This window comes from Rhodopila sp., from assembly GCF_965277165.1.
GTDB lineage: Bacteria > Pseudomonadota > Alphaproteobacteria > Acetobacterales > Acetobacteraceae > Rhodopila.
In genome coordinates, this window is record NZ_CBDICE010000006.1 from 2,606,761 (window position 1) to 2,629,957 (window position 23,197).

The 23,197-nt window shown below is 64.0% G+C and carries 23 protein-coding genes; 17 read left to right on the plus strand and 6 right to left on the minus strand.

Annotated features, from left to right (window positions below; translation table 11 throughout):
- Positions 1–131 precede the first annotated feature (131 nt).
- The 8 genes from ACQY4Y_RS24155 (at position 132) to ACQY4Y_RS24190 (ending at position 6,814) form a co-directional block, all read left to right on the plus strand.
- Positions 132–1,502 carry an acyclic terpene utilization AtuA family protein gene (locus tag ACQY4Y_RS24155; RefSeq protein WP_428493120.1) on the plus strand — a complete coding sequence of 457 codons (1,371 nt, stop codon included), beginning with the start codon at positions 132–134 and terminating at the stop codon, positions 1,500–1,502.
- Position 1,503: 1 nt separating this feature from the next.
- Positions 1,504–1,821: a DUF4387 domain-containing protein gene (locus tag ACQY4Y_RS24160; protein ID WP_428493121.1), complete on the plus strand. Its 318-nt coding sequence runs from the start codon at positions 1,504–1,506 to the stop codon at positions 1,819–1,821.
- A 233-nt stretch (positions 1,822–2,054) separates the two neighbouring features.
- Entirely contained in the window at positions 2,055–3,773 is a 1,719-nt protein-coding gene (gene rpsA, locus ACQY4Y_RS24165) for a 30S ribosomal protein S1 (RefSeq protein WP_428493122.1), read from the plus strand.
- Positions 3,774–3,790: 17 nt separating this feature from the next.
- The gene (sppA, locus tag ACQY4Y_RS24170) at positions 3,791–4,714 is read left to right on the plus strand and encodes a signal peptide peptidase SppA (protein WP_428493123.1); all 924 of its coding nucleotides are present in this window, start codon (positions 3,791–3,793) and stop codon (positions 4,712–4,714) included.
- A gap of 17 nt (positions 4,715–4,731) precedes the next feature.
- A complete protein-coding gene (ihfB, locus tag ACQY4Y_RS24175; protein WP_428493124.1) occupies positions 4,732–5,052 on the plus strand; it encodes an integration host factor subunit beta in 321 nt (106 codons plus the stop codon).
- A 16-nt stretch (positions 5,053–5,068) separates the two neighbouring features.
- Positions 5,069–5,374, plus strand: a complete 306-nt coding sequence (locus ACQY4Y_RS24180; protein ID WP_428493125.1) for a LapA family protein — start codon at positions 5,069–5,071, stop codon at positions 5,372–5,374.
- Positions 5,375–5,501: 127 nt separating this feature from the next.
- On the plus strand, positions 5,502–6,194 hold the full coding sequence (pyrF, locus tag ACQY4Y_RS24185; RefSeq protein ID WP_428493126.1) for an orotidine-5'-phosphate decarboxylase: 693 nt from the start codon (positions 5,502–5,504) through the stop codon (positions 6,192–6,194).
- Complete coding sequence (locus tag ACQY4Y_RS24190) at positions 6,191–6,814, plus strand: phosphoribosylanthranilate isomerase (protein ID WP_428493127.1); 624 nt, start codon at positions 6,191–6,193, stop codon at positions 6,812–6,814. Before pyrF ends, ACQY4Y_RS24190 begins: the two co-directional genes overlap by 4 nt.
- A gap of 8 nt (positions 6,815–6,822) precedes the next feature.
- On the opposite strand, the gene phaR is transcribed toward ACQY4Y_RS24190, so the two are convergent.
- Positions 6,823–7,416, minus strand: a complete 594-nt coding sequence (phaR, locus tag ACQY4Y_RS24195; RefSeq protein WP_428493128.1) for a polyhydroxyalkanoate synthesis repressor PhaR — start codon at positions 7,414–7,416, stop codon at positions 6,823–6,825.
- A gap of 506 nt (positions 7,417–7,922) precedes the next feature.
- Here phaR and ACQY4Y_RS24200 point away from each other — a divergent pair.
- The 5 genes from ACQY4Y_RS24200 (at position 7,923) to ACQY4Y_RS24220 (ending at position 12,953) form a co-directional block, all read left to right on the plus strand.
- Positions 7,923–9,161: an alpha/beta fold hydrolase gene (locus tag ACQY4Y_RS24200; protein WP_428493129.1), complete on the plus strand. Its 1,239-nt coding sequence runs from the start codon at positions 7,923–7,925 to the stop codon at positions 9,159–9,161.
- Between the two features lie 50 nt (positions 9,162–9,211).
- Positions 9,212–9,925 carry a haloacid dehalogenase type II gene (locus ACQY4Y_RS24205; protein WP_428493130.1) on the plus strand — a complete coding sequence of 238 codons (714 nt, stop codon included), beginning with the start codon at positions 9,212–9,214 and terminating at the stop codon, positions 9,923–9,925.
- A 97-nt stretch (positions 9,926–10,022) separates the two neighbouring features.
- Positions 10,023–11,195 carry an acetyl-CoA C-acetyltransferase gene (locus ACQY4Y_RS24210; protein WP_428493131.1) on the plus strand — a complete coding sequence of 391 codons (1,173 nt, stop codon included), beginning with the start codon at positions 10,023–10,025 and terminating at the stop codon, positions 11,193–11,195.
- Positions 11,196–11,265: 70 nt separating this feature from the next.
- On the plus strand, positions 11,266–11,988 hold the full coding sequence (phbB, locus tag ACQY4Y_RS24215; RefSeq protein ID WP_428493132.1) for an acetoacetyl-CoA reductase: 723 nt from the start codon (positions 11,266–11,268) through the stop codon (positions 11,986–11,988).
- Positions 11,989–12,077: 89 nt separating this feature from the next.
- The gene (locus tag ACQY4Y_RS24220; protein WP_428493133.1) at positions 12,078–12,953 is read left to right on the plus strand and encodes a TauD/TfdA dioxygenase family protein; all 876 of its coding nucleotides are present in this window, start codon (positions 12,078–12,080) and stop codon (positions 12,951–12,953) included.
- 73 nt (positions 12,954–13,026) lie between these two features.
- Here ACQY4Y_RS24220 and ACQY4Y_RS24225 read toward each other — a convergent pair whose 3' ends face one another.
- Positions 13,027–13,812 (minus strand): ABC transporter ATP-binding protein, encoded by a 786-nt coding sequence (locus tag ACQY4Y_RS24225; RefSeq protein WP_428493134.1) that lies wholly within the window; start codon positions 13,810–13,812, stop codon positions 13,027–13,029.
- 229 nt (positions 13,813–14,041) lie between these two features.
- Here ACQY4Y_RS24225 and trxB point away from each other — a divergent pair, with 229 nt between their 5' ends.
- Positions 14,042–15,010, plus strand: coding sequence for a thioredoxin-disulfide reductase (gene trxB, locus ACQY4Y_RS24230; RefSeq protein WP_428493135.1), 969 nt, complete (start codon positions 14,042–14,044; stop codon positions 15,008–15,010).
- A 139-nt stretch (positions 15,011–15,149) separates the two neighbouring features.
- Positions 15,150–16,034 (plus strand): LysR family transcriptional regulator, encoded by an 885-nt coding sequence (locus tag ACQY4Y_RS24235; RefSeq protein WP_428493136.1) that lies wholly within the window; start codon positions 15,150–15,152, stop codon positions 16,032–16,034.
- 170 nt (positions 16,035–16,204) lie between these two features.
- Here ACQY4Y_RS24235 and ACQY4Y_RS24240 read toward each other — a convergent pair whose 3' ends face one another.
- Genes ACQY4Y_RS24240 through ACQY4Y_RS24250 form a run of 3 tightly spaced genes read right to left on the minus strand, consistent with a single transcriptional unit; the run spans position 16,205 to position 19,866 of the window.
- Positions 16,205–17,767, minus strand: a complete 1,563-nt coding sequence (locus ACQY4Y_RS24240) for a pyridoxal phosphate-dependent decarboxylase family protein (protein ID WP_428493137.1) — start codon at positions 17,765–17,767, stop codon at positions 16,205–16,207.
- A gap of 27 nt (positions 17,768–17,794) precedes the next feature.
- On the minus strand, positions 17,795–18,889 hold the full coding sequence (locus tag ACQY4Y_RS24245) for a glycoside hydrolase family 5 protein (protein WP_428493138.1): 1,095 nt from the start codon (positions 18,887–18,889) through the stop codon (positions 17,795–17,797).
- On the minus strand, positions 18,886–19,866 hold the full coding sequence (locus tag ACQY4Y_RS24250; RefSeq protein ID WP_428493139.1) for a glycosyltransferase family 2 protein: 981 nt from the start codon (positions 19,864–19,866) through the stop codon (positions 18,886–18,888). Before ACQY4Y_RS24250 ends, ACQY4Y_RS24245 begins: the two co-directional genes overlap by 4 nt.
- Before the next feature lie 62 nt (positions 19,867–19,928).
- On the opposite strand from ACQY4Y_RS24250, the gene ACQY4Y_RS24255 reads away from it, so the two are divergent.
- Positions 19,929–21,377 carry a hypothetical protein gene (locus ACQY4Y_RS24255; RefSeq protein ID WP_428493140.1) on the plus strand — a complete coding sequence of 483 codons (1,449 nt, stop codon included), beginning with the start codon at positions 19,929–19,931 and terminating at the stop codon, positions 21,375–21,377.
- 3 nt (positions 21,378–21,380) lie between these two features.
- The gene (locus ACQY4Y_RS24260; protein ID WP_428493141.1) at positions 21,381–22,262 is read left to right on the plus strand and encodes an alpha/beta fold hydrolase; all 882 of its coding nucleotides are present in this window, start codon (positions 21,381–21,383) and stop codon (positions 22,260–22,262) included.
- A gap of 14 nt (positions 22,263–22,276) precedes the next feature.
- Here the strand turns inward: ACQY4Y_RS24260 and ACQY4Y_RS24265 are convergent, their stop codons facing one another.
- Positions 22,277–23,179 carry a fatty acid desaturase gene (locus ACQY4Y_RS24265; RefSeq protein ID WP_428493142.1) on the minus strand — a complete coding sequence of 301 codons (903 nt, stop codon included), beginning with the start codon at positions 23,177–23,179 and terminating at the stop codon, positions 22,277–22,279.
- Positions 23,180–23,197: the final 18 nt, after the last annotated feature.

Sequence of the window (23,197 nt, forward strand, 5' to 3'; positions counted from 1 at the left end):
CGTCGCGAATGGCCGCGCGGTCTGACTTATCGGCGAAGGCTATGGCGCCCTAGCGTGTATCCATTTCATCTCCCCTCGTTGCGGGGCAACATTGCATGCGACAGGTCAACAAGGGATGGATCGCGGACGCCATGAACGCAACGAAAGATGAGCTGAAGATACTCACCCCCGCGGGCATACTGGGTTATGGCATTCCAGAGGCACATTTTTGGCGCGGTGTGGATCGCGGCCCCGACGCGATCGTTGTTGATTCAGGATCGACCGATCCGGGTCCCTATCAGCTCGGTTTGGGTTCCATGCTGGTTACTCGCCGGGCCTACATGCGTGATCTGGCGCTGATCGTGCAGGCCTGCGCGGAGCGGAAGATCCTGTCGATCATCACTTCGGCGGGCGGCCCCGGCATCGACCGGCATGTCGATGACATGGTCGAAATGGTCCGCGAGATCGCCGCCGGCAAAAACTATCACCTCAAAATCGCGGCGATCTATGCCTCCGTCGATCCCAGCCTGGTGTGCGGTCGCCTTGCGGAGGGCCGGATCACGGAGTGTGCATCATCGGGGGGACTGACGGAGCCTGATGTGCGGAGCGCGACGGAGATCGTGGCGCAAATGGGAGCCGAACCCATTGCCCGCGTGCTTCAGGATCGGCCGGACATTGATATCATCATCGCCGGGCGTTGCTACGATCCGGCCCCGTATGCGGCGCTGGGCATGCAGCACGGCATTGATCCCGGCGTCTATTGGCACATGGGCAAGATCGTCGAGTGCGGCGCGGTATGCGCTGAACCGAAAGGACGCGTCATCCTGGCGACTGTCCGTCCCGGCAGCTTCGACCTGGAGCCGATGAACCCCGATGAACGATGCACACCGGCGTCGGTCGCCGCTCATACGCTTTATGAGAAAAGCCGTCCCGACCTGCTGGCCGGCCCGGGCGGTCTGCTCGACCTTCGGGAGTCTCGTTACGAGGCGCTGGATTCACGGCGCGTGCGGGTCCGGGGCAGTGTGTTTCGGCCGTCCGAACGTTACAGCATCAAGCTGGAAGGCGCTTCGGTGATCGGCTATCGCACGATTTTCATCGGCGGCATCCGCGACCCGATCCTGATCGGCCAGTTGGACAGCTTTCTGGACGAGGTGCGCAGGCGCACCGGCGGGTTGTTCCCGGAACTGGCAGCCGGCGAGGCGACCATGGTGTTCCATGTGTACGGCCGCGACGCTGTCATGGGGCCGCAGGAACCGATGCGGCACGTGGTCCCACACGAAGTGGGACTGATGGGGGAAATCACAGCCGCCACGCAGGATCTTGCCAACGCCATCAGCAGCGCCGCGCGCATCACCGTGCTGCACATGCCTTACCCGGGCCAGTTGGCCACCGCCGGCAATTTCGCCATTCCGCTCAATCCGCCCGAGAACCCGATCGGGCCGGTCTGCAAATTCAGCATCTATCATTTGATGGAGCTGGACTCGCCCGACGAGTTGTTCCGTATCGCGTATCAGGAGATCTGACATGTCCAACGCGACCCTGAAGGATTTGGCCAAAGTGGTCCGCAGTAAAAATGCCGGCCCGTTCGAGATCACCTTCGACGTGGTGTTCGACGACGACGATGTCTATCGCCGAGTAAAAGACAGCGGCGCTCTGGACGAGATGAAGCTGGTGCGGCTGTATGATGTGTCACCCGAGGATGTGGTCGCCTGCATGTTTTTCGACCCCGCGCGCGCCTTTAAGCTGACGCTGCGGCGCCGATGGGCGCAGGGCAGTGTCGGGGAGCGGGATACCTTTGGGGCGCAACAACATGCGCCGCTGCTCGACATCCGGATACCCTGAGGCAGGGGATTGGCGGCGACCGCCGTAACGTCACAACCCTTGACTCCTATCACGAAATCTCTATTTCACCGTCGTGGCAACAAGGCTCTACAGCCACTTGATCGTTTCAACTGGCCCGCGCCTTGGACGCGGGCAAGCCGTGTTTCCACGAAACGCGCAAACCACGGCATTCACCGGGCGCGGCCCGGACATCCGTAACGGAATCAACCGACCTCATGGCAGCATCCGCCTCCGTGCGCGCACACGAGCCTGCGCAAGACCATTTCAAAGGCGAGGATTTCGCCTCCCTGCTTGACGAGACCCTGGGCAGTGACACCGGCTTCGACGGCTCCGTCGTCACCGGGCGGGTCATTCGCTTGACCGACGAATTCGCCGTCGTCGACGTCGGCCTGAAATCCGAGGGTCGGGTTGCGCTCAAAGAGTTCGGCCCGCCGGGCGCCAAGCCGGAGGTCAAGCCCGGCGACATGATCGAACTCTACGTCGAGCGCTATGAAGACCGCGACGGCGCGATCATCCTGTCGCGGGAAAAGGCCCGCCGCGAGGAAGCCTGGACCAACCTTGAAAAGGCGTTCGAGGCGCAAAAGCGTGTCGACGGCACGATCTACGGTCGGGTCAAGGGCGGCTTCACTGTCGATCTCGGGGGCGCGGTCGCGTTCCTTCCCGGCAGTCAGGTCGACATCCGACCGGTGCGCGACGTCGGCCCACTGATGGGGTCTCCGCAGCCATTCCAGATCCTGAAGATGGACCGGGCGCGCGGCAACATCGTGGTATCCCGCCGGGCGGTGCTGGAAGAAACCCGAGCCGAACAGCGCAGCGAGCTGATCCAGGGCCTGAAAGAGGGCATGATCCTGGACGGCGTGGTGAAAAACATCACCGACTACGGAGCGTTCGTCGATCTGGGCGGCGTCGATGGCCTTTTGCATGTCACCGACATCGCCTGGCGGCGGATCAACCACCCGTCCGAGGCGCTGACCATCGGCCAGCAGGTCAAGGTGCAGGTGATTCGCTTCAACTCGGACACCCAGCGGATCAGCCTGGGTATGAAGCAGCTGGAGGCGGACCCCTGGGAGGGGGTCGCGGCGAAGTATCCGCCGGGCGCGAAATACTCCGGCCGCGTTACCAACATCACCGACTACGGCGCCTTCGTGGAGCTGGAGCCGGGGGTCGAGGGCTTGGTGCACGTGTCGGAAATGTCCTGGACCAAGAAAAACGTCCATCCCGGCAAGATCGTGTCCACCAGCCAGGAAGTCGACGTCATGGTGCTGGACGTGGACAGCTCGAAGCGGCGTATTTCGCTTGGCCTCAAGCAAGTGCAGCGCAACCCGTGGGAAGAGTTCGTCGAGCAGCATACGATAGGGTCGGAGGTCGAGGGCGAAATCCGTAACATCACCGAGTTCGGCCTTTTCATCGGGCTGTCGGCCGATATCGATGGCATGATCCACATGTCGGACCTGTCATGGGACGAGGCCGGAGAGGCCGCCATGGCTGGGTACGAGAAAGGCCAGACGGTCAAGGCCAAGGTGCTGGACGTCGATGTCGAGAAAGAGCGCATCAGCTTGGGGATCAAGCAATTGCGCGACGACCCGGCGGCGACCATTCTCGACACTGTGCACAAGGGCGACGTGGTGACTTGCATCGTCAGCGCGGTTCAGGCCAACGGCATCGAGGTCAAGGTCAACGACGTCCTGACCGGCTTCATCCGGCGTGCCGAACTGGCCCGGGACAAGGGTGATCAGCGGCCCGACCGTTTCGCCGTCGGCGAAAAAGTCGATGCCAAGATTACCGCCGTCGATCGTCAGTCGCGCAAGCTGACGTTGACCATCAAGGGCAAGGAAGTCGAGGAAGAGAAACAGGCGATGGCCGAGTTCGGGTCCTCCGACTCCGGCGCCTCGCTGGGCGACATCCTCGGGGCGGCGATCCGTCGCCGCAACCAACTGTCTCAGGACAGTTGACGGCGGCGGGTTAGCCGGTGTCGCTGGAGACTGATCTGTTACTGGACAGGCGGCGCCTCAAGCGCCGCCTGGTGTTTTGGCGGGTGTTCGCCGTCGTGGCATTGGTTGTTGCCGCGCTGGCTGGTCTGCGCGGCGCCGGGCTGATACCCGAAGGCGCCCATATTGAACGGGTCACGGTCAACGGCCTGATAACCGACGATAGAAAACTGACCCAGGCGGTCAGTGGGCTGGCCGATGACGACCACGTCAAGGCGGTGATTGTGTCGATCGACAGTCCCGGTGGCAGCGTGGCCGGCGGCGAAACCTTGCACGATGCGATCGCTCGCGTTGCCGCGAAAAAACCGGTGGTGGTGACCATGGGTGGGCTGGCGGCGTCTGCCGGCTACATGATCGCGGTTCCGGCAAGTCGGATTTTCGCCCGCGAGTCGACGCTGACCGGTTCGATCGGCGTTCTGCTGCAAACCGGGGACATCTCTGGTCTGCTCGGTAAGCTGGGAATCAACGCCGAGGTTATTCGGTCCGGCCCGCTGAAGGACGAGCCGAGCCTTGTGCGCCCGCTTTCGCCTGAGGGCAAAGTGGTGCTGCAAGGGCTGGTGACCGACATGTATGATCAGTTTGTCAATATGGTCGCCGCTGGCCGTCACCTCGACCCGGCTAAGGTTCGATCGCTGGCGGATGGCAGGGCTTACACCGGCCATCAGGCGCTGGGTCTGGGGTTGGTGGACGCGATCGGCGGCGAGCGGGAAGCCAAGGATTGGCTAACCTCGGCCAAGGGGGTGCCGGCTGGGCTGCCGGTGCAAGATCTTTCCGATGGCGGCATCGCCAGCCATGCGCTGTCGGGTGAGCTTGGGATGGTCGTGCTGGACGTTTGGAAAAGTCTGATTTCACAAAGCGTTAGTCTTGACGGGGCTTTGGCCGTCTGGCAACGTTCCGGGAACTGACGGCCCCGGGGGATACCTTGACCAAATCCGAACTGATCGCGGAGTTGGCGACCGCCAATCCGCATTTGCGCGGCCAGGACGTGGAAACAATAGTCGCGACAATATTCGAGGAGATAACCTTTGCCCTCGCTCGCGGCGAGCGTGTGGAACTGCGCGGGTTCGGTGCTTTCACCGTCAAGCACCGAGACGCCCGGACCGGACGCAACCCGAGAACCGGTGCCTCTGTTTCGGTGGATGAGAAATCCGTGCCATTCTTCAAGGCCGGCAAGGAACTGAGGTTGCGGGTGAATGCCGGCAAGATACCCCGCGCCAGTGCGGCGGAACGCAAAAAGGCCTGAGGGGTCCGGGTTGGCCATGGTTTTCTTGATTGTCACCTTCCTGCTGTGCCTGCCGCTGGTGTTGTTCTTGCTGTCAAACACCGAGATGGTCAGGCTGGGCGTGTGGCCGACCGATTACGGCCTCGAGGTGCACCTGTCGATCGCCATCCTGGTGGCCATGGCGATCGCCTTCCTGCTTGGGGCTTTGGTGGTCTGGTTTTCCGCACTGTCGCAGCGGCGGCGGGCACGCCGGGCGGAGCAAAAAGTACGACTGCTGGAGGCGCAGATCGAGGCGATGCGCCCAGCGAGTGCTCCGCGGATGTCATTGCCCCCCACGGCTTGATGGACGCCGGGCAGAACACCACCCGGATGTCGACCCCGGGGCTCAAAGTACTACTTGTGCCAGTCGGTTTGGTTCGCATGAAACAGCCAGGACCGCATGGTAGCCTGGTGGTCTCGGCCGTCAGGTAATGGAAGCCGCGAGCAGGCTGATCGTTGCGCTGGACACGGTCGATGTCGGCCGGGCGCGGGCATGGGCCGACGTCATCAGTCCGCATGCCGGGTTGCTGAAGATCGGTCTGGAGTTTTTCCTGGCAAACGGCGCCCCAGGCTTCGGGACTATCAGCGGCGCTCCGGTCTTCCTGGACCTGAAGCTGCACGACATACCGAACACGGTGGCTGGCGCGGTGCTCGCGGTGCTGCCGCTGAAGCCCCGGATGCTGACCATTCATGCCGGCGGCGGACCGGCGATGATCCGGGCCGCACATCAGGCCGCGGCAAGTGCGGGTGACGACCGCCCGATGATCCTGGCGGTCACGGTGCTGACCAGCCTGGACCAGGACGATCTCGTCGCCGTGGGTGTTGCCGGCCCCGTGGTCGAACAGGTGCTCCGCCTCGGTCGCCTTGCCGTTGACTGCGGTGCCGACGGGCTCGTCTGCAGTCCGCTGGAGGTTGCCCCATTACGCCAGGCGCTTGGTCCCTCGGTCAAGTTGATCGTGCCGGGCATCCGCCCTGCTGGATCGAGCGCCGACGATCAGGGGCGCACCATGACCCCGGCCGGCGCGATTTCGGCCGGCGCGGACTGGATCGTGGTCGGACGCCCAATCACGGGTGCGAGCGATCCGGGCCTAGCCGCGGCCAACATCGCCGCCGGCATTCGATGACCAAGGTCAAGATCTGCGGTGTCAACGATCCGATCGCATTCGACGCGGCGGTCGAGGCCGGGGCCGATTGGGTCGGATTTGTGTTCTTCCCCTCCTCCCCTCGATATGTCACTCCGGAGACCGCCCGCGCACTGTCACGCCGGAGCGCCGCCGGGCCGCTTCGCGTTGGCCTGTTCGTGGATCCGACACTGGAGATCATCGCTCGCGCGCTGGATGTGGTGACGCTCGACGTGCTGCAGGTCTACGGCGCCCCGGAGGCACCGGCCGCGATCAAGGAGGGGTTTGGCCTGCCGGTCTGGCGCGCGATTGGCGTTGGCGGCAAGGCCGATCTTCCGGCCGATTCGATGGGCGCCGAGCGTCTTGTGCTTGAGGCCAGGACACCGGCGGGCGCGAACCGGCCGGGCGGCAACGCGACTACGTTCGATTGGTCGGTTTTGCGGGGTTGGCCGGCGCCGGTGCGCTGGGTACTGGCGGGGGGCCTGAGGGTGGGCAACGTCGCAGCCGCCATCGACCAGACCGGCGCCGAAGCGGTCGATGTCTCGTCAGGGGTTGAAAGCAGCAAAGGCGTGAAGGATGCGGCTCTGATCAGGGCGTTTATCGCCGCTGCCAGGGCGGCGTAGAGGCCTACTTACTGCTTCCTGGCTGCTTCCAGCTCACGCCGCAGCCGCTCGATCTCCGAGCGAAGCGACTCGATCTCGGTGTCATTGGAGCCGGACGGGTTAGCGGTTTCGGTGCCGCGATAGAATGGCGTGAACAGGCTGAATGCCCGCTCCATCATGGCCATATTCTGCCGCCCGACCTCCTCGATATTGCCGAACGGAAACAGTGTGCCCATGGTCTTCTGCATCGCCGCGCGCATCTGCTCTTGCTGTTGGGCGAACGATGTCATGGCATGCTCGAGATATTTGGGCACCAACCCCTGCATGGACCCGCCATATAAGCCGATGAGTTGGCGCAGGAAGTTAATCGGCAACAGGTTTTGACCCTTGCCCTCTTCCTCGACGATGATCTGCGTCAGCACGCCGCGGGTAATGTCGTCGCCGCTTTTGGCGTCATAGACGACAAAGTTTCGCCCTTGCCGAACCATGTCGGCCAAGTTGTCCAGCGTGATGTAGCTGGAGCTTTCGGTGTTGTAGAGTCGCCGGTTCGCATACTTCTTCACCACGACCGGAGGCTTTTCGCCGGCATCCGTCTCCGGCAGGGTCTCAACGGGCACAGCCATGCATACCTCGCGCCTATACCTTTCCCTACCGCGTATTTCGCAGTTGCGATAGAGTGAATCCGTTCCTGATCCCTGCATGGTGGGCGGTTATGACGTTTCGCGGCCGACCTGCCTCGCCCAGGGTCCGGCTCGCGAGGAGGACGGATGCGGCATGGCAAGGGACGCCGGTTGGGACGATACCGGACACGCTTACGAAGGACGGGGGATCAAAGGCCGCGATCCTGGGAGCCGCGATTCTGGGAGCCGCGATTCTGGGAGCCGCGATTCTGGGAGCCGCGATTCTGGGCGGGACGAAGCCGGGTTGAACGACACCGATCCCCGCGGTGGCGACGCACCGGACGCCCGCAAGCTGGCGCAGGATTGGATCACTTTATGGCAGAGCGAACTCTCGGCCATCGCAGCCGATCCCGAAATCCGCGAAGCCTGGCAGACGATCATGGGGCTCTGGGCGGGCAGCATGTCTCGAGTGATGCGCGGGCTGCCGCGCGACCCAGTTGCCTCTCGGCATGACCCAGCGCATCGACGCTCCGGGGCCGCTGATGCGGCGCGGACCACGCCCTCTGCTGCTGCACCTGACGCTCGCGATGCTGAGATCGAACGTCTCGCGCGTCACGTTGCCGCTCTGGAGCGCAGACTGGGGGAACTCGAACGTGGCGGCGATCCTGCGATCCATCCAAAACGCGGTGCAGGACGCAAGCCAAGGCGTTGATTTCCCTGCCGCTTTGGTGGCTGAGACCCTGCGACAGGACGCCGCACTGATCGAGGGCATCGCGGCTTATCGACGGCACGACTGGCGGCGGACGCTGATCGACCCGCCGGCGATCTGGTCGGAGGGTGGCACGCGGCTGCTGGACTACGGCTCGACCGCGAACGCGCCGGTTCTGTTCGTACCGAGCCTGATCAATCGATCCTACGTGCTCGATCTGGACGAGAACCACTCGATGCTGCGCTGGCTGGCGAGCCAGGGTGTGCGGCCCTTGCTGCTGGATTGGGGCTGGCCGGACGCAACCGAGCGGCGATTCACTCTGACGGACTATGTGGCTGGCCGGATGGAACGGGCGATGACGGCCGCCGCGGAGGCCGCCGGTCAACCGCCGGTGCTGGCCGGCTACTGCATGGGGGGCACCTTGGCGGTAGCGGCGGCGCAACGGCGGCCGGACCTGATCAGCGGGCTGGCGCTGCTGGCGGCGCCATGGGATTTCCATGCGCCAGACCCCGAACGAGCGATCCAGGCGGCGCGGACGCTGCCTCTGCTGGAACCGGCCTTGGCGTTCGGCGACGCGCTTCCTGTCGACTTGCTGCAATCGCTGTTCGCGCTGTTGGACCCTTGGGCGGTTGCCGAGAAATACCGAGGTTTTGCCCGGCTGCCGCAAAGCAGTGCGCGCGCGATGCTTTTCGTGGCGCTGGAGGACTGGCTGAACGACGGCGTGCCGCTAGTGGCCGAGGTCGCCCGCGCCTGCCTCGGCGAGTGGTACGGCGAGAACGCGCCCGCTCGGAACAAGTGGCGGATCGCCGGACTGGCGGTCGATCCGAGCGCGATCAGAAAGCCGACTTTCGTCGCGATTCCCGGACGTGATCGTATCGTGCCGCCAGAATCGGCTCGTCCACTGGCCGAACTGATCCGGGGTGCCGTCCTGCATCAGCCGACGGCCGGCCACATCGGCATGACTGCTGGTGCCCGGGCGGAAATCTCATTGTGGCGTCCGTTGCGCGACTGGCTGCGTGATCTGCCCGGGCTCGCTTGACCCGAGACGGTCCCGGGTTTTTCCTGGTTCGTCACCAGGGAGGTCCCAACATGGCCGTTAAGCAACCCGTGGCCATCGTGTTCGATACATTCGGTTCGGTTGTCGATTGGCGATCCAGCCTGATCGCCGACCTCGCCGCCTATGGCTCCAGACGCGGCGTGACCGCCGATTGGCCGGCTCTGATCGATGCCTGGCGCGCCGCCTATCACCCCTCGATGCAGCGAGTGCGCAGCGGCGAGTTGCCATGGATGACGCTGGATAAGCTGCATCGCGCCTCGCTCGACCGACTTGTAGCCGAGTTCGGAATCAAGAACTTGTCCGAGGACGACCTGGCACACCTAAACTTGGGCTGGCACCGTCTGCATCCCTGGCCTGATGCTGTACCTGGCCTGACGCGGCTGAAATCACGCTTCATCATCGGACCGCTGTCGAACGGGAATGTTTCGCTGTTGCTCAACATGGCGAAATTCGCCGGCATCCCCTGGGACATGATCTTCGGGTCGGATTTGTTCAGGCATTTCAAGCCTGATCCGGAGACCTATCTCGGCGTCGCCAGGATGCTGGATTTGCGGCCGGACCAGGTGATGATGGCGGCGGCGCACAACGGTGACCTGGCCAAAGCTCGGGCCTGCGGATTGCTGACCGCGTTCTTCCCGCGCCCCGCCGAATATGGGCCACACCAGCAAAGAGACTATGCTGCGGATCAGGATTGGGACATCGTCGCGACCGACATCGAAGACATGGCCGGGCGTCTTGGGGTGTGAATCCGCAACTTGCATTTCGCCGTGACGGCACGCACTTGGTTGATGTCGATTTTATGCGGCAACTCGCGGGATGAACCGCGGACAGGAGGAGCAGGACATGGATGACATCGTCATCGTCTCGGCGGCGCGGACACCGGTGGGCAGCTTCAATGGTTCGCTAAGCGCGGTGCACGCTCAGAACCTTGGGGCAACCGCGCTCAAGGCCGCGATGTCCCGCGCCGGTCTCGAAGCGGTGGACGTGGATGAGGTGATCTTTGGCCAGGTGCTTGCCGCCGGTGAAGGACAGAATCCAACCCGGCAAGCGGCGCGCTATTCCGGCATCCCCGACTCGGCGACCGCTTTTGGCATCAACCAGGTATGCGGCTCTGGCCTGCGCGCTGTCGCACTGGCGGCTCAACAGATCCGTACTGGCGAAAGCAGCATCGTCGCCGCCGGCGGGATGGAAAGCATGAGCTTGTCCGCGCATGCCGCGCATCTGCGCAACGGCACCAAGATGGGCGGGTTGGAATTTGTCGACACCATGCTGAAGGATGGCTTGTGGGACGCGTTCCACGGCTACCATATGGGCAACACCGCCGAGAACGTCGCCAGCAAGTATCAGATCTCGCGGGAGCAGCAGGATGCGTTCGCGCTGGCCTCGCAGCAGAAGGCGTCGGCCGCGCAGAAATCCGGTCGATTCAAGGACGAGATCGCGCCGGTCATGGTGAAAGGCCGCAAGGGCGACGTCGAGGTGACGGACGACGAATATATCCGTCATGACTCCACCGCCGAGGGAATGGCGCGGTTGCGTCCGGCGTTCAGCAAGGACGGTTCGGTCACCGCCGGCAATGCCTCGGGGATCAACGACGGCGCCGCGGCGCTGATCGTGATGACCGCGAGCGAAGCCAGCAAGCGCGGTCTGCAGCCGCTGGCTCGCATCGCCGGGTTCGCTACTGCCGGGGTCGATCCCGCGATCATGGGGACCGGGCCGATCCCGTCCACCCGCAAGGTGCTGACCCGTGTGGGCTGGAAGCCGGACGATCTGGACCTGATCGAAGCCAACGAGGCGTTCGCGGCGCAAGCGCTGGCCGTGAACAAGGATCTTGGCTGGGACACCGGCAAGGTGAACGTCAATGGCGGCGCGATAGCGATCGGCCACCCGATCGGTGCGTCGGGCGCCCGCATTCTGACGACGCTGCTGCACGAGATGCAGAAGCGCGACGCCAAGAAGGGCCTCGCGACGCTGTGCATCGGAGGCGGCATGGGCGTTGCGATGGCGCTGGAGCGCTGATCCGGCTTGTTTGGGTATCGCCTAAGTCAGAATGCGTAAATCCGGAGCAAAACAATAAAGGGAGGCAGCTATGGCACGAATCGCATTGGTCACGGGCGGCACCAGGGGGATCGGTGCGGCGATCAGCCTGGCGCTCAAATCCCAGGGCCGCACCGTGGTCGCCAACTACGCAACGAACGATGCGGCGGCTGAGTCGTTTCAGGCGGAAACCGGCATCGCGGTCATAAAGTTCGACGTCTGCAGCTTCGAGGCCTGCGAAGCCGGCGTGGCCAAGATCGCCGCCGAACATGGACCGGTCGAGGTTCTGGTAAACAACGCCGGCATCACCCGTGACGGCACGTTGCCGCGGATGCGCCGGGACATGTGGGACGCGGTGCTCCACACCAACCTCGGGTCCTGTTTCAACCTGTGCAAGTTGACGTTCGATGCCATGCGCGAGCGCAAGTTCGGTCGAGTGGTCAATGTGGGTAGCGTCAATGGGCAGGCGGGCCAGTACGGACAAGTCAACTACGCCGCTGCCAAATCGGGGATTCACGGCTTTACCAAGGCGCTGGCGCAGGAAGGTGCTCGGTATGGCATCACCGTGAATGCGATTGCGCCGGGCTACGTCGATACGGAAATGGTGCGCGCGGTTCCAGGGGAAGTGCTGCGCAAGATCGTTGCCAAGATCCCGGTCGGACGCCTTGGCCATGCCGAGGATATTGCCCGCGGCGTGGCCTTCCTGACCGCCGATGACGCGGATTTCGTTACTGGGTCGACGATCTCGATCAACGGCGGCATGCACATGTACTAAGCCTGCTGGCGGATGTTGGGCAGTATGGCGAACTTGCCAGCCGCGCGGCGCAGGAGGCATCATTCCCACAACGAAGGAGAACTCCGAGCATGAACGCACCACGCAACACCCAATATCGTCATCTGGAGGTGCAAAAGATCGCCGGATCGCTGGGGGCCGAGGTCCATGGCGTCGATCTATCGCGCGACGTATCGGATGAGGTGCTGGCGGAAATCCGCGCCGCACTGCTGGATAATCTGGTAATCGCGATCCGCGATCAGGACATCACGCCGGCTCAGCAACTGGCGTTCGCGCGGCGCTGGGGGGAGATTCACCTGCACCCGTTCATGGAGGGCATGGCCGACTACCCGGAAATCCTGGCGATCATCAAGCGCCCGACCGACAAGAAGAATTTCGGCGGGTCCTGGCATACCGACCAGATGTTCTCGCCTAGCCCGGCCATGGGCACGATGCTCTACGCCAAGGAGGTGCCGTCGGCTGGCGGCGACACATTATTCACCAATCAATATTTGGCCTATGACAGCCTGTCGGACGCGATGAAGGTGATCGCCGGACAACTCCACACTGTGTGCGTCGGAGACAACTTCAAGTCGGCCAACGGACTGTCGCGCAAGGAACGCTACAGCAGGCAAATGGGCGAGATGAAGGTCAAGGATCCGGGCAACGTGCAGACCACCAGCGTCCACCCGCTGGTGCGCACACATCCCGAAACCGGTCGCAAATTGATCTATATCGGCGGCCACGTTCAGCACTTCGACGGCATGACGGACGAGGAGAGCCAGCCGCTGATCGACTTCTTCATGCAGCAATCGATTCGCCCGGAACATACCTGCCGCGTCCGCTGGCAGACCGGAACGCTGACATTCTGGGATAATCGCTGCACCCAGCACTTCGCCGTCAACGACTATCCAGCCGAGACCCGGATCATGCACCGCATCACGGTTTGCGGCGACCAGCCGGTCTGATTTCGTAAGCCCGGGGTTTGTCCTGAACTCGGACGAACCTCGGTCCCAGGGACGACCGGTGGCAGGGAGAAAATCAGGCCGAGGCGGGAGTGCCTAAATAGGCGCTAATGACGTCTGGATTTTGCCGCACCTCGTCGGGCCTGCCATCGGCGATCTTGCGACCGAAATTCACCACCACGACCTTGTCGGAGACCGACATCACCAAGCTCATGTGATGTTCGACCAGAAGCACGGTGACACCTTGCACGTCGCGCACACGACGGATCTGACTTTCCAGCGTATGCACCTCATCGTGGTTCAGGCCCGCGGCAGGTTCGTCCAGCAACAGCAATTTGGGTTCCGCGGCCAAAGCGCGGGCGAGTTCGACTCGCTTTCGGATCGGGAACGGCAGGCCGGCGGCGACACGGTGGGTAAAAGCGCCGAGGTTCATGAACTCGATCAGGTCCATCGCCTTTCCACGAACGGCTGGCTCCTCGCGCCCGACCGAGGGCAGGCGGAGGGCGCTTTCGACGAAACCGGCGCTGGTCCGGCTGTGGCGCCCGACCATCACGTTCTCCAGCACGGTCAGCCTGTCGAATAGCGCAACGTTCTGGAAAGTTCGGCCGATGCCGATCATCGGGATCTTGTGCCGGGGAACCGCAAGGACCGATTGGCCCTCGAACGTGATCTCGCCGGCACTGGGCCGGTACAGCCGGCTGAGGCAGTTGAACAGCGTGGTCTTGCCGGCTCCATTGGGGCCGATCAATCCAGCGATCTGTCCCGCCATGACGTCGAAGCTGACATCGTCGAGCGCAACGACGCCGCCGAAGCGAAGGGTAATGCCTCGGACCGAAAGCAGCGGCGCCGGATCTTCCGCCATGTGTGGATGTGTCCCCCAGTTGCAGAGGTGGACCGCGATGGCGGACCCTTGCGTCGTATGATCCGACAATGCGCAAGCGCCGGGCGGGGCGCAAGCACCCGCGATCATGGCGAACCGCTTGCTGGCGGGCGCACGCATGAATAGTGAGCGAGGGACGGCGCTCTGGCCCGACAGGCGTGGGCCGTGGCGCTTGCTTGCTCCGGGCGCCGAGGCACCGATATGTTTGGACATGAGCACCATGCATCGCACCAAGGTCCTGATCATCGGCGCCGGGCCGGCCGGCTATACCGCGGCGATCTATGCCGCGCGCGCCAACCTGTCGCCCATTCTGGTGGCCGGCATGCAACCCGGCGGTCAGCTCATGATCACCACCGACGTCGAGAACTATCCGGGCTTCGCTGACGTCATCCAGGGGCCCTGGCTGATGGAGCAAATGGAGGGTCAGGCCGCCCATGTCGGGACCCGGATCGTTCACGACCTGATCACCGGCGTGGATTTCTCGTCGAGGCCGTTCCGCTGCCATGGCGACTCGGGCGATGACTACATCGCCGATGCCGTCATCATCGCAACCGGCGCGCAGGCCCGGTGGCTGGGTCTGGAATCCGAACAGACCCTGCAAGGCCGCGGGGTTTCGGCCTGCGCCACCTGTGACGGCTTCTTCTATCGCGGCAAGAACGTGGCAGTCGTCGGTGGCGGAAACACCGCGGTCGAGGAGGCGCTGTATCTGACGCACCACGCCGACAAAGTTACCTTGATCCATCGCCGTGGTAGCCTGCGTGCCGAGAAGATCCTGCAGACGCGGCTGTTTGCCCATCCCAAGATCGACGTCGTCTGGAACAGCACCGTCCAGGAGATACTGGGAGGCGGCATGCCTGAGGTGGTCACCGGCATCCGGCTGCACAATCAAGCCACCGGCACGGAGGCGGTTGTGGCCGCCGATGGAGTCTTCATCGCCATCGGCCATACTCCGACGACGGCGATTTTCGCCGGCCATCTCGACATGGACGCGGACGGGTATATCCGCACCACGCCGGGATTCACCCGCACGTCGGTTCCTGGGGTATTCGGAGCGGGTGATGTGCAGGACAAAATCTTCCGTCAGGCGGTTACCGCGGCCGGAACCGGGTGCATGGCTGCGTTGGAGGCGGAGAAATTCATCGCCGAACACGAAATCGAGCCCTCGGTCGCGGCGGAATAGGCAAAATTTGCCCGGCGTCGCCAAATATCGTCACATGACTCGTGTAACTATGTTTAGGCTTGATGCACCGCACGCAAGCGCTGTGGGTGGCTGAATCAGTGCGGCTCCGATCCGACCGGCCGCCGGGAGAGGCTTCGAAATGGATTGGGATAAGCTGCGCGTCTTTCACGCCGTGGCGGAAGCCGGCAGCTTCACGCACGCCGGAGACACGTTGAGCCTGAGCCAGTCGGCGGTGTCACGGCAAATTTCGGCGCTGGAAGAGGCGCTGCAGGTTCCGCTGTTCCATCGTCACGCACGCGGGCTGATCCTGACTGAGCAGGGCGAGTCGCTAAACCGCACGGTCCGGGAGGTCTTTGCCAAGCTGGCGATCACCGAGGCGCTGCTGACGGAGAGCAAGGAAAAGCCTGCGGGCCGGCTGAAAGTGACCACCACCATGGGGTTCGGGTCATCCTGGCTGGCGCCTCGGCTGCACGGCTTCCTTGAGGCATATCCTGACGTGTCGGTCTCGCTGCTGCTGGACGACGCCGAACTCGACCTAGCGATGCGGGAGGCCGATGTGGCGATCCGCATGCACCCGCCCAAGCAGCCCGACCTGGTGCAGCGTCATCTGATGACGATGCAATGGCACGTCGTTGCGTCACCGGAATATCTTAAGCGGCACGGAGTGCCGCAGCGCGCCGAGGACCTGGATGCGCATCGTCTGATCCTGTTCGGCCAGCACCATCCTCCGGTGCAGGAGGTCAACTGGCTGGCCGATGCCGGGCGGCGACCGGGCAATCCGCGACGGGCACTGCTGGAGGTCAACTCAGTACTTGCGGTGCTGCTGGCGATCCGTTCCGGCATGGGGATCGGTGCGCTGCCCGACTACGTGGTGAGCGAGAATCCAGACCTGGTTCACGTGCTGTCGTCGCTGAACGGGCCAAAGGTGGACGTGTTCTTCGTGTATCCGGAGGAGTTGCGGAACTCGAAGCGGGTCGCGGTGTTTCGCGACTTTCTGCTAGCCCGGCTTGCGGAAATGCACTGACCGTCCGATTACATGTCTGCACTGGGTGGGCGACATTTGGCCCCCGAGGCTGAGAAGCGGCCATTCCGGCAGCGCGAGATCAGGCTAAAGGCTATGTCTATTCCGCATGGCGGCTGCCGGTTCTCGGCAGTGGTTGTGTTCGCGGGTGCGGTATAAGCATGTGTTGTCAGTTACGGCAGCACTGCTGCCAGAGTTTCAGCGCTAGTCGCTGGAAAGGGGCCTTTGGTCCCTGCGTCTCCCAGACGTGAAGCCTCCCTGTATCCTTGCCCCCGGTGAATAGCCGGGGGCATTTTCTTTGCCGCCGTGGCGCGCGCATGCCCTGCCCGCAGGATCGCATCGATGGTGATCGTCAGGTCGGCATGGTTGGTCCGGTGATTGACGATCGCCGCGCGTATCGCCAGCGCGCCATCGACGATGGTGGTGGACGGGGCGGCAATTCCGGATTCCTGCAAATCGGCCACGATATCGGCGTTCAACCGGTCGAGATCACCCTCGGCGGCGATATAGCGGAAGCAGACGATATTCAGCGCCACCGGCGCCAGGCGCCGCAGGGCGGGTTCGCGGTCGATCATGGCGGCCATCGCGGCGGCGAGGTCGCAGGTTTGCTGCGCGATCGACCCGATCCGGTCGGCGCCGTAGACCGACAGCGTCATCCAGACCTTGAGCGCTCGGAATCCGCGCGAGAGGTCGGGGCCGAGGTCGCACGGCCAGACGCCACCGCCCGCCAATCCACGTTGTTCGCGGCGAAGGTAGGCAGCCTCGGCGCCGAAGGTTTCCAATTGACGCGACCCATCACGCACCAGGATGCAGCCAGCGTCGTAGGGCACCTGCGCCCACTTATGAAAGTCGAACGCTACGGAATCCGCCCGTTCGATGCCAGCCAGCAACGGACGCAGCTTCGGCGCCAACGCGGCGATCGCACCGAATGCGCCATCGACGTGAAACCACAAGCTCTGTTCAGCTGCGAAATCGGCAAGCGCGTCCAGGTCATCGATGGCACCGATATCGACGGTGCCGGCGGTGCCGACCAGCAGGAACGGCGACATGCCCTTGGCGCGATCCTCCGCGACGCGACGTGCCAGCGCATCACGGCGCATCCGGCCTTGGTCGTCGCAGGGGATCATTCGTAGCGCCTCGCGCCCGAGTCCGGCCATCTCCATCGCCCGTGGCAGGCAGCCATGTGCCGCGGCGGAGGTGTAGGCCACCAGCCCAGCGTCTGCGACGCCCCGGTGCCGCACGGACGGCCCCAGGCTGGCGGATCGTGCCACCAAGACACCGATCAGGTTGGCGATCGACGTTCCGGTGACCAGGACGCCGGAGGCGCTGGCGGGAAAACCGAGCATCTCGGCGGACCAGGCGATAACCTGACGCTCGATCTCGATCGGTGCGTGGTCGCGGCCACCGAGGTTGGCATTCAGTCCGCCGGCCAGGAGTTCGGCCAGCATTCCCACCGGATTGCCGCCGCCATGCACCCAGCCCATGAAGCGGGGATGCAGGTTGCCGGTGGCATACGGCTGCACCAGACGTTGGAACTGCTGGTAAACCGAGCCCGCCGGGGTGGGTTCTCGCGGCAGGGCACGGCGCAGTTGCTGACGCGATGCGTCGGGCATCGGGCGCCAGACCGGACCCTCGCGCAGGTTGGCGAGGTGGTCGAACATGTCATCCATCATGCGGTGCCCAAGGGCACGCAGGTCGGACCAGTCCGCGGGATCCAGGCTTTCGTTGTCGCGCATATCGAATCACGCCCTCCTGGCGCGCAGTCACATCGGTGGCGTCATACCAAGTGCGGTCAGTACCGCCGAATCCAACCTCGGCCGCCGGGCGGGCGGGCGGCTAACACCGAGGCCCATGACGTCGTCGTAACCCCAAAGTGCCCAGCCGATATCACGTTTCGCCAACGTTTCACTGACGGCGTTCAGCCAGGCCAGCCGCGCGGCGGGGTTGAGTGCGGCGCTTGCACCGAATTCGCCGGCCAGCAGGCGCGCGTGGTGAGCCCTGGCCCAAGCGGCGGCACGATCTATTGGGGCGGCAATGCGGGATGCATCCCAGCCAAAGTCGCAATAGTAGCGCATCAGGTCTCGCGTCGCGGCGTCGGCCGACCGCTCAGCCGTCAGGTCGCAGCGCACGCGATCGTCCACCGGGAATGGCAGTCTGGCCACAGCATTTCGATCGAGGCCGGGTCGGTAGGCGGCCAGCGACGTCAGTTCGGTAGGATCATAGAAGTGGAAGCTGTAGATGACGTTGGGGTCGTCCTCTGGTGGCAGCGCCAGCAGTCCACCAATGCTGCCCCAATCCTGGCCGGTCAGAACCACGGTTGCGTGGGGCAACAGGTGGCGGATTTCGGCCAGGAGAAGATGCTGCAACGTCGCCCAGCCGGCGGGATCGTTTGCGAATACCGGCTCGTTGAGCACCTCGGGAACCGTCCGGGCCGGGTCCAACGGACGCAGCGCCGCCGCCAGGGTGTTCCAAAACGCCAACAGCCGTTCACGATCGGCCGGATCGGTTTCCAGCCGCCAGTTGTGCGGATGGGGCGATACCACCACGGCCAACCCGCGCCGCTGGATGCGCCGGATCGCCGCGATGAGTACCTGGCGCTGCGCCACGCCATCGATGACCTCGGGATCGACCGCCAGCCGGACAAAATCAAAACCGGTGGCGCGGAGGTCGGCCAGCGCCTGGTCGCTGAGGTAGGCGCCCAGCGCCGCCGGGTCACGACTGGCCGGAAAGCGGAACCAGGCGGTGATGTTGATGCCCCGGGTGAGGGTGGGAGGAGATGCCGGCGCGGGCGGGCCGGCCCGACCAGGTGCCGGACAGAGCCAGGCTAGCAGCAGCAAACCGACCCATAAACGCCTCACACCGAAACCTTCACCGCGCTCGGCACGAAACGCTCGACCAGATAAAGTGGCCGCTGCTTGGTCTCGTTGAAGACGCGGCCGAGATATTCCCCGATCACCCCTAGAAACATCAGTTGCACGCCGCCGAGGAACAGCACCACGGTCATCAGGCTTGGATAGCCGGCGACCGGGTTGCCGATGATCAACGTCTTCACGATGACCTGTAGGGCGTAGATCACCGACAGCAGCGCCACCACCAAACCGACATAGGTCGCGCACTTCAGCGGCATGACGGTAAAACTGGTGATCCCCTCCAGGGCCAGGTTCCAAAGCCGCCAATACGACCATTTGCTGACCCCGTTGCTCCTGGCCTGACGGTCGTAGAGCACGTAGGTCGTCGGATAACCGACCCAGGCGAACAGCCCCTTCATGAACCTGTGCTGCTCGCGCAACTGTCGCACGGCGTCGACAACCCGGCGGCTCATGAGGCGGAAGTCGCCGGTGTCCTCGGGCAACTTGAGATCGCCCATTCGCTGCATCAGCCGATAGAACCCCCGCGCGGTGCCGCGTTTCAGCCAACTGTCGCCGGCTCGGCTGCGGCGCCTGGCGTAGACCATGTCGAATCCGGCCCGCCAGTTCGCGACCAGTTCCGGGATGAGTTCGGGCGGGTCCTGCAGGTCGGCGTCGATCACCACCACGGCGTCGCCGGCGGCGTGGTCGAGACCCGCCGTGATCGCCGTCTCCTTACCGAAGTTACGCGACAGACTGACGACCGCGACGCGGTCGTCGCCGCGATGCACAGCCTCCATGACCGTCAGCGTCTGATCGGTGCTGCCGTCATTGACGTACACCACCTCCCAGCTTTCCAGGCTGGCCAAAGCGGTCACCAGGCGGCGGTGAAAATGATCCAGGCCGGCCGCCTCGTTGTACACGGGAACCACCACCGAAATCGTCGGCTGCCACGATCGCTGCACCGCGCGCGGAAACACTTCCTGCATAAGCACTCCGTTAACCATTGGCTGGTACAAGCGAGGCCAAAATGGCGCGAAAGTACTGAGAATTGGTTAACGCTGCGCAGCTTCGTACTCGGTATGCGGTGCTGCTGCTGGGCGCGGCTGTGCTGACCGCGGGCGCCTGGCTGCGCGGTGCGGAATACGATGAGCAATACACATTGTTGCTGACCGCCGGTGTCCCGCGGCCGATTTGGCCCGATACGGTGTTCTCGGCCGGCGTCGTCGCGGCGGTGCAATCCGGCCACGCCACGATGGCGGGAATCGCGCGCGATCTGCGCGCGACCGACGTGCATCCGCCGCTCTACTTCTGGGCGGTATCGTGGTGGAGGGAGGTATTCGGTTCGGGCCTGTTCGCCGCCCGCATGCTGTCGGTGGTGTGCGGCGTGGTTTCCCTGGGCCTGGTGGGGCTGATCGCTCGGCGCTGCTCGATCGCGCTGGTCCTGCCGATGCTGATGACGCTGGGAAGCTACGGATTCGTCTATACGAATGTTGTGGCAAGGGGTTTTGCGCCGGCGCAGATGCTGACGCTTGGTGGGCTGGCGCTGCTGCTGGGGCGACGACCGCTGTTGGCGGGTCTCAGCCTGGGTGCAGCGTGCTGCTGCAACTACCTGGCGGTATTCGTCGCGGCGGCGGTGATCATGGCCGCCGGCGCCTGGCCGGCGGTGCTGACCGCTGCCCCGTTTCTTGCCCTGGACGGCTGGTTTTTTGCCGCCCAGCACGCGTCGCGGCAAGGCCAGTTCCCGCCGTTCGCGATCTGGCCAAGTATCGTGCGGTTGGCCGAATACCAGACCGCCGCGTTGTTCGGCGGATTGCCGCTATATGCCAGCGGGCCGGGCCGGGCCGCGGTCACGACGATCCTGGGCCTGCTGGCGGGCAGCATTGTTCTCCATGTGGCCGGAGCGAGGCCGCTACGCGCCGAACGGGGCGTGCGAATGGTGCTCGCGGCTGCGGTGGCACCGCCGATCGGGCTGTTGCTGCTGGGCGCGGTGTTCGACAACACGCCGATCGAGTTGCGATATCTATCGTTTGGCTTGCCGTTCATCGCGCTTATGATCACCTGGGCTTCCGCTTGGCCTGGCCGCCGGACACGGAACAGAGTTTTACTTGCACTTGTCCTGGTGACCGAACTTGCGGCGATCATAGGGCTGTTGTTTTCGCCACGCACGATGCAGCCCGCCCGCGCCGCGGCGGAAGCAGCCGAAGCAGGCCACGTCGAGGTCGTGTTGTTGCCGCGTGGGAACGATGGCGTCGGCATCGTCGGTGGCTTCGGCATCGAGGCGCCCCCTGCCCTTCCGCTGCTGCTGATTCGACCCGGCGATCCGATCACCGCTCGCATCGCGCCATACCATCGCGTCGCCCTCGCCGCGCTTGCGCAGGACAGCGACAGCATAGCCGCAATTGCGGGTGCGCGTGTCGCACTCGCCCGGGCAGGTTGGCGTCTTGTCGCGGACCGGTCCAATCTGGAGGTGTACGAAAGAGCCGACGTGGGGGAGTAGGCGATGTTTTTCGAGGGTTTTACCCTGGCGCATGTGGCCGTGCCTGGGGGCACGATCCGGCTACGCCATGGCGGATCCGGGCCGCCGCTGCTGTTGCTGCACGGCAACCCGCAGACACATGCGATGTGGCACCTGGTGGCGCCGGCCCTGGCGCGGCGCTTCACGGTGATCTGTCCGGACCTGCGCGGCTACGGCTTCTCGCTGAAACCGCCTGCTACTTCGGATCATGCGCCCTATGCCAAGATCGAGATGGCGAAGGACATGACCGCCGTGATGGATCATTTCGGCTTCGCGCAGTTCTTTCTCGCCGGCCATGACCGGGGCGCCCGGCTGTCGCACCGCATCGCCCTGGACAATCCGGACCGGGTGCTGAAACTGGCCGTCCTGGATGTCATTCCGACGATCGAGCACTTCGAGCGGGCGGACATGGCGTTCGCGCTTGGCTACTACCATTGGTTCTGGTTCGCCCAGCCGCACCCATTCCCGGAATGGCTGATCAACCAAGCACCGCAAAAGTGGTGGCGTCAGCACACCAGTCGTGATCCGTCGTTGCCGGAGCTGTTCCATCCCGATGCGTTGAAGGATTATTTCGCTGCCGTCGATCAGCCGGAAATGGTACGCGGCATGTGCGAGGATTATCGCGCCGCGGTCAGCATCGACCTGAAGCACGACCGTGCCACGCGAGCGGCGGGGATCAAGGTTCGTTGCCCGATGTTGGCGCTGTGGGGAGAGAAGGGAAAGATCGCCACGTGGTACGATGCGCTGACGATCTGGCGGGAATACTGCGCCGCGACGGTAACCGGCGGTCCGATCCCGTCCGGTCATTACATCGCCGAGGAGGCGCCTGACGAGACGTTGGTCTGGTTTGACCGGTTCTTCGGTTAGGGGACTGCCATCGGTTAGCGCCGCACCAGCGACCGCGCGAAAGCGAAATTCCAACGCAGATAGCCTGGCTGGACATGCCCCAGCTTACCGCGGATCAAACCATGGGCATCCGCCAGCCGATGAAACGGTATCGACGGAAACAGGTGATGTTCCGCGTGATACGGCATGTCCCACATCAGCAGCCGAACCGGCGCGCTGGTGAGCGTGGTCCGGGTGTTGGTCAGCCCATTGCGATCCTGGGTGCAGCCGGTATGTTCGGCCAGCAGATAGGCTCTCAGCGGCGGCTGCCCAAGCAATTGCGGGCCGATCCAGTACAGAAATGGCGTGAGCCAGCCGAACACCAGCATCGCACCTAAAGACGCGCCGACCATCAGCAAGGTCATTGCCCGTCCACTACGGATGATCTTCCTGGCCGCGGCGGCCGAAACGTACGGATATGCGCCGAGATCTCCACGCCAGCAATCGACCAGAACGCGAAGCCGCAACGTCCAGAATGGCACACCCAGGATGCGCGAAACGTAACCACCGATCGAGTCTGGAGAAACCGCCGCGAGCTCCGGATCGAGCCCAGGCACCTGGGTGTGTCGATGGTGTGCCAGGTGATAGGCGGTATAGAAGTGCCAGTTCAGCAGCGACGGACAGGACGTCAGCCACCCGACGATCGCATTGGTGCGGCGCGACGCAAAGGCGGTCTGGTGCATTGTCTCGTGCGCCGGCGCGAACAGTGCGACCTGTACACAGCCGAGGGCGAACACCGCGGGCAAGACGAGCCAGCCGGACGCGATGGTCACTATCCAGCCCGCCGCAGCCAGTAGCGAGATATGGATCGCCAGCCGAACGCCGCCGCGCAGGTTTGATCGGCCTTGCAGCGCACGAAGCTCCTGATTGGTCAACACACGGTCAGAGAGACCGGACATTCGCCAACTCCTGCACGA

What these genes read in the sequence shown, in the direction of transcription:
- ACQY4Y_RS24220 (WP_428493133.1), top strand. Translation starts at nt 12,078, where the DNA reads ATGAACGCACCACGCAACACCCAATATCGTCATCTGGAGGTGCAAAAG.
- ACQY4Y_RS24265 (WP_428493142.1), bottom strand. Translation starts at nt 23,179, where the DNA reads ATGTCCGGTCTCTCTGACCGTGTGTTGACCAATCAGGAGCTTCGTGCG.
- phbB (WP_428493132.1), top strand. Translation starts at nt 11,266, where the DNA reads ATGGCACGAATCGCATTGGTCACGGGCGGCACCAGGGGGATCGGTGCG.
- ACQY4Y_RS24180 (WP_428493125.1), top strand. Translation starts at nt 5,069, where the DNA reads ATGGTTTTCTTGATTGTCACCTTCCTGCTGTGCCTGCCGCTGGTGTTG.
- ACQY4Y_RS24190 (WP_428493127.1), top strand. Translation starts at nt 6,191, where the DNA reads ATGACCAAGGTCAAGATCTGCGGTGTCAACGATCCGATCGCATTCGAC.
- ACQY4Y_RS24235 (WP_428493136.1), top strand. Translation starts at nt 15,150, where the DNA reads ATGGATTGGGATAAGCTGCGCGTCTTTCACGCCGTGGCGGAAGCCGGC.
- phaR (WP_428493128.1), bottom strand. Translation starts at nt 7,416, where the DNA reads ATGGCTGTGCCCGTTGAGACCCTGCCGGAGACGGATGCCGGCGAAAAG.
- ACQY4Y_RS24200 (WP_428493129.1), top strand. Translation starts at nt 7,923, where the DNA reads ATGACCCAGCGCATCGACGCTCCGGGGCCGCTGATGCGGCGCGGACCA.
- ACQY4Y_RS24210 (WP_428493131.1), top strand. Translation starts at nt 10,023, where the DNA reads ATGGATGACATCGTCATCGTCTCGGCGGCGCGGACACCGGTGGGCAGC.
- ACQY4Y_RS24250 (WP_428493139.1), bottom strand. Translation starts at nt 19,866, where the DNA reads ATGCAGGAAGTGTTTCCGCGCGCGGTGCAGCGATCGTGGCAGCCGACG.
- ACQY4Y_RS24260 (WP_428493141.1), top strand. Translation starts at nt 21,381, where the DNA reads ATGTTTTTCGAGGGTTTTACCCTGGCGCATGTGGCCGTGCCTGGGGGC.
- ACQY4Y_RS24225 (WP_428493134.1), bottom strand. Translation starts at nt 13,812, where the DNA reads ATGGCGGAAGATCCGGCGCCGCTGCTTTCGGTCCGAGGCATTACCCTT.
- ACQY4Y_RS24155 (WP_428493120.1), top strand. Translation starts at nt 132, where the DNA reads ATGAACGCAACGAAAGATGAGCTGAAGATACTCACCCCCGCGGGCATA.
- trxB (WP_428493135.1), top strand. Translation starts at nt 14,042, where the DNA reads ATGAGCACCATGCATCGCACCAAGGTCCTGATCATCGGCGCCGGGCCG.
- ACQY4Y_RS24160 (WP_428493121.1), top strand. Translation starts at nt 1,504, where the DNA reads ATGTCCAACGCGACCCTGAAGGATTTGGCCAAAGTGGTCCGCAGTAAA.
- pyrF (WP_428493126.1), top strand. Translation starts at nt 5,502, where the DNA reads ATGGAAGCCGCGAGCAGGCTGATCGTTGCGCTGGACACGGTCGATGTC.
- ACQY4Y_RS24205 (WP_428493130.1), top strand. Translation starts at nt 9,212, where the DNA reads ATGGCCGTTAAGCAACCCGTGGCCATCGTGTTCGATACATTCGGTTCG.
- ACQY4Y_RS24240 (WP_428493137.1), bottom strand. Translation starts at nt 17,767, where the DNA reads ATGCGCGACAACGAAAGCCTGGATCCCGCGGACTGGTCCGACCTGCGT.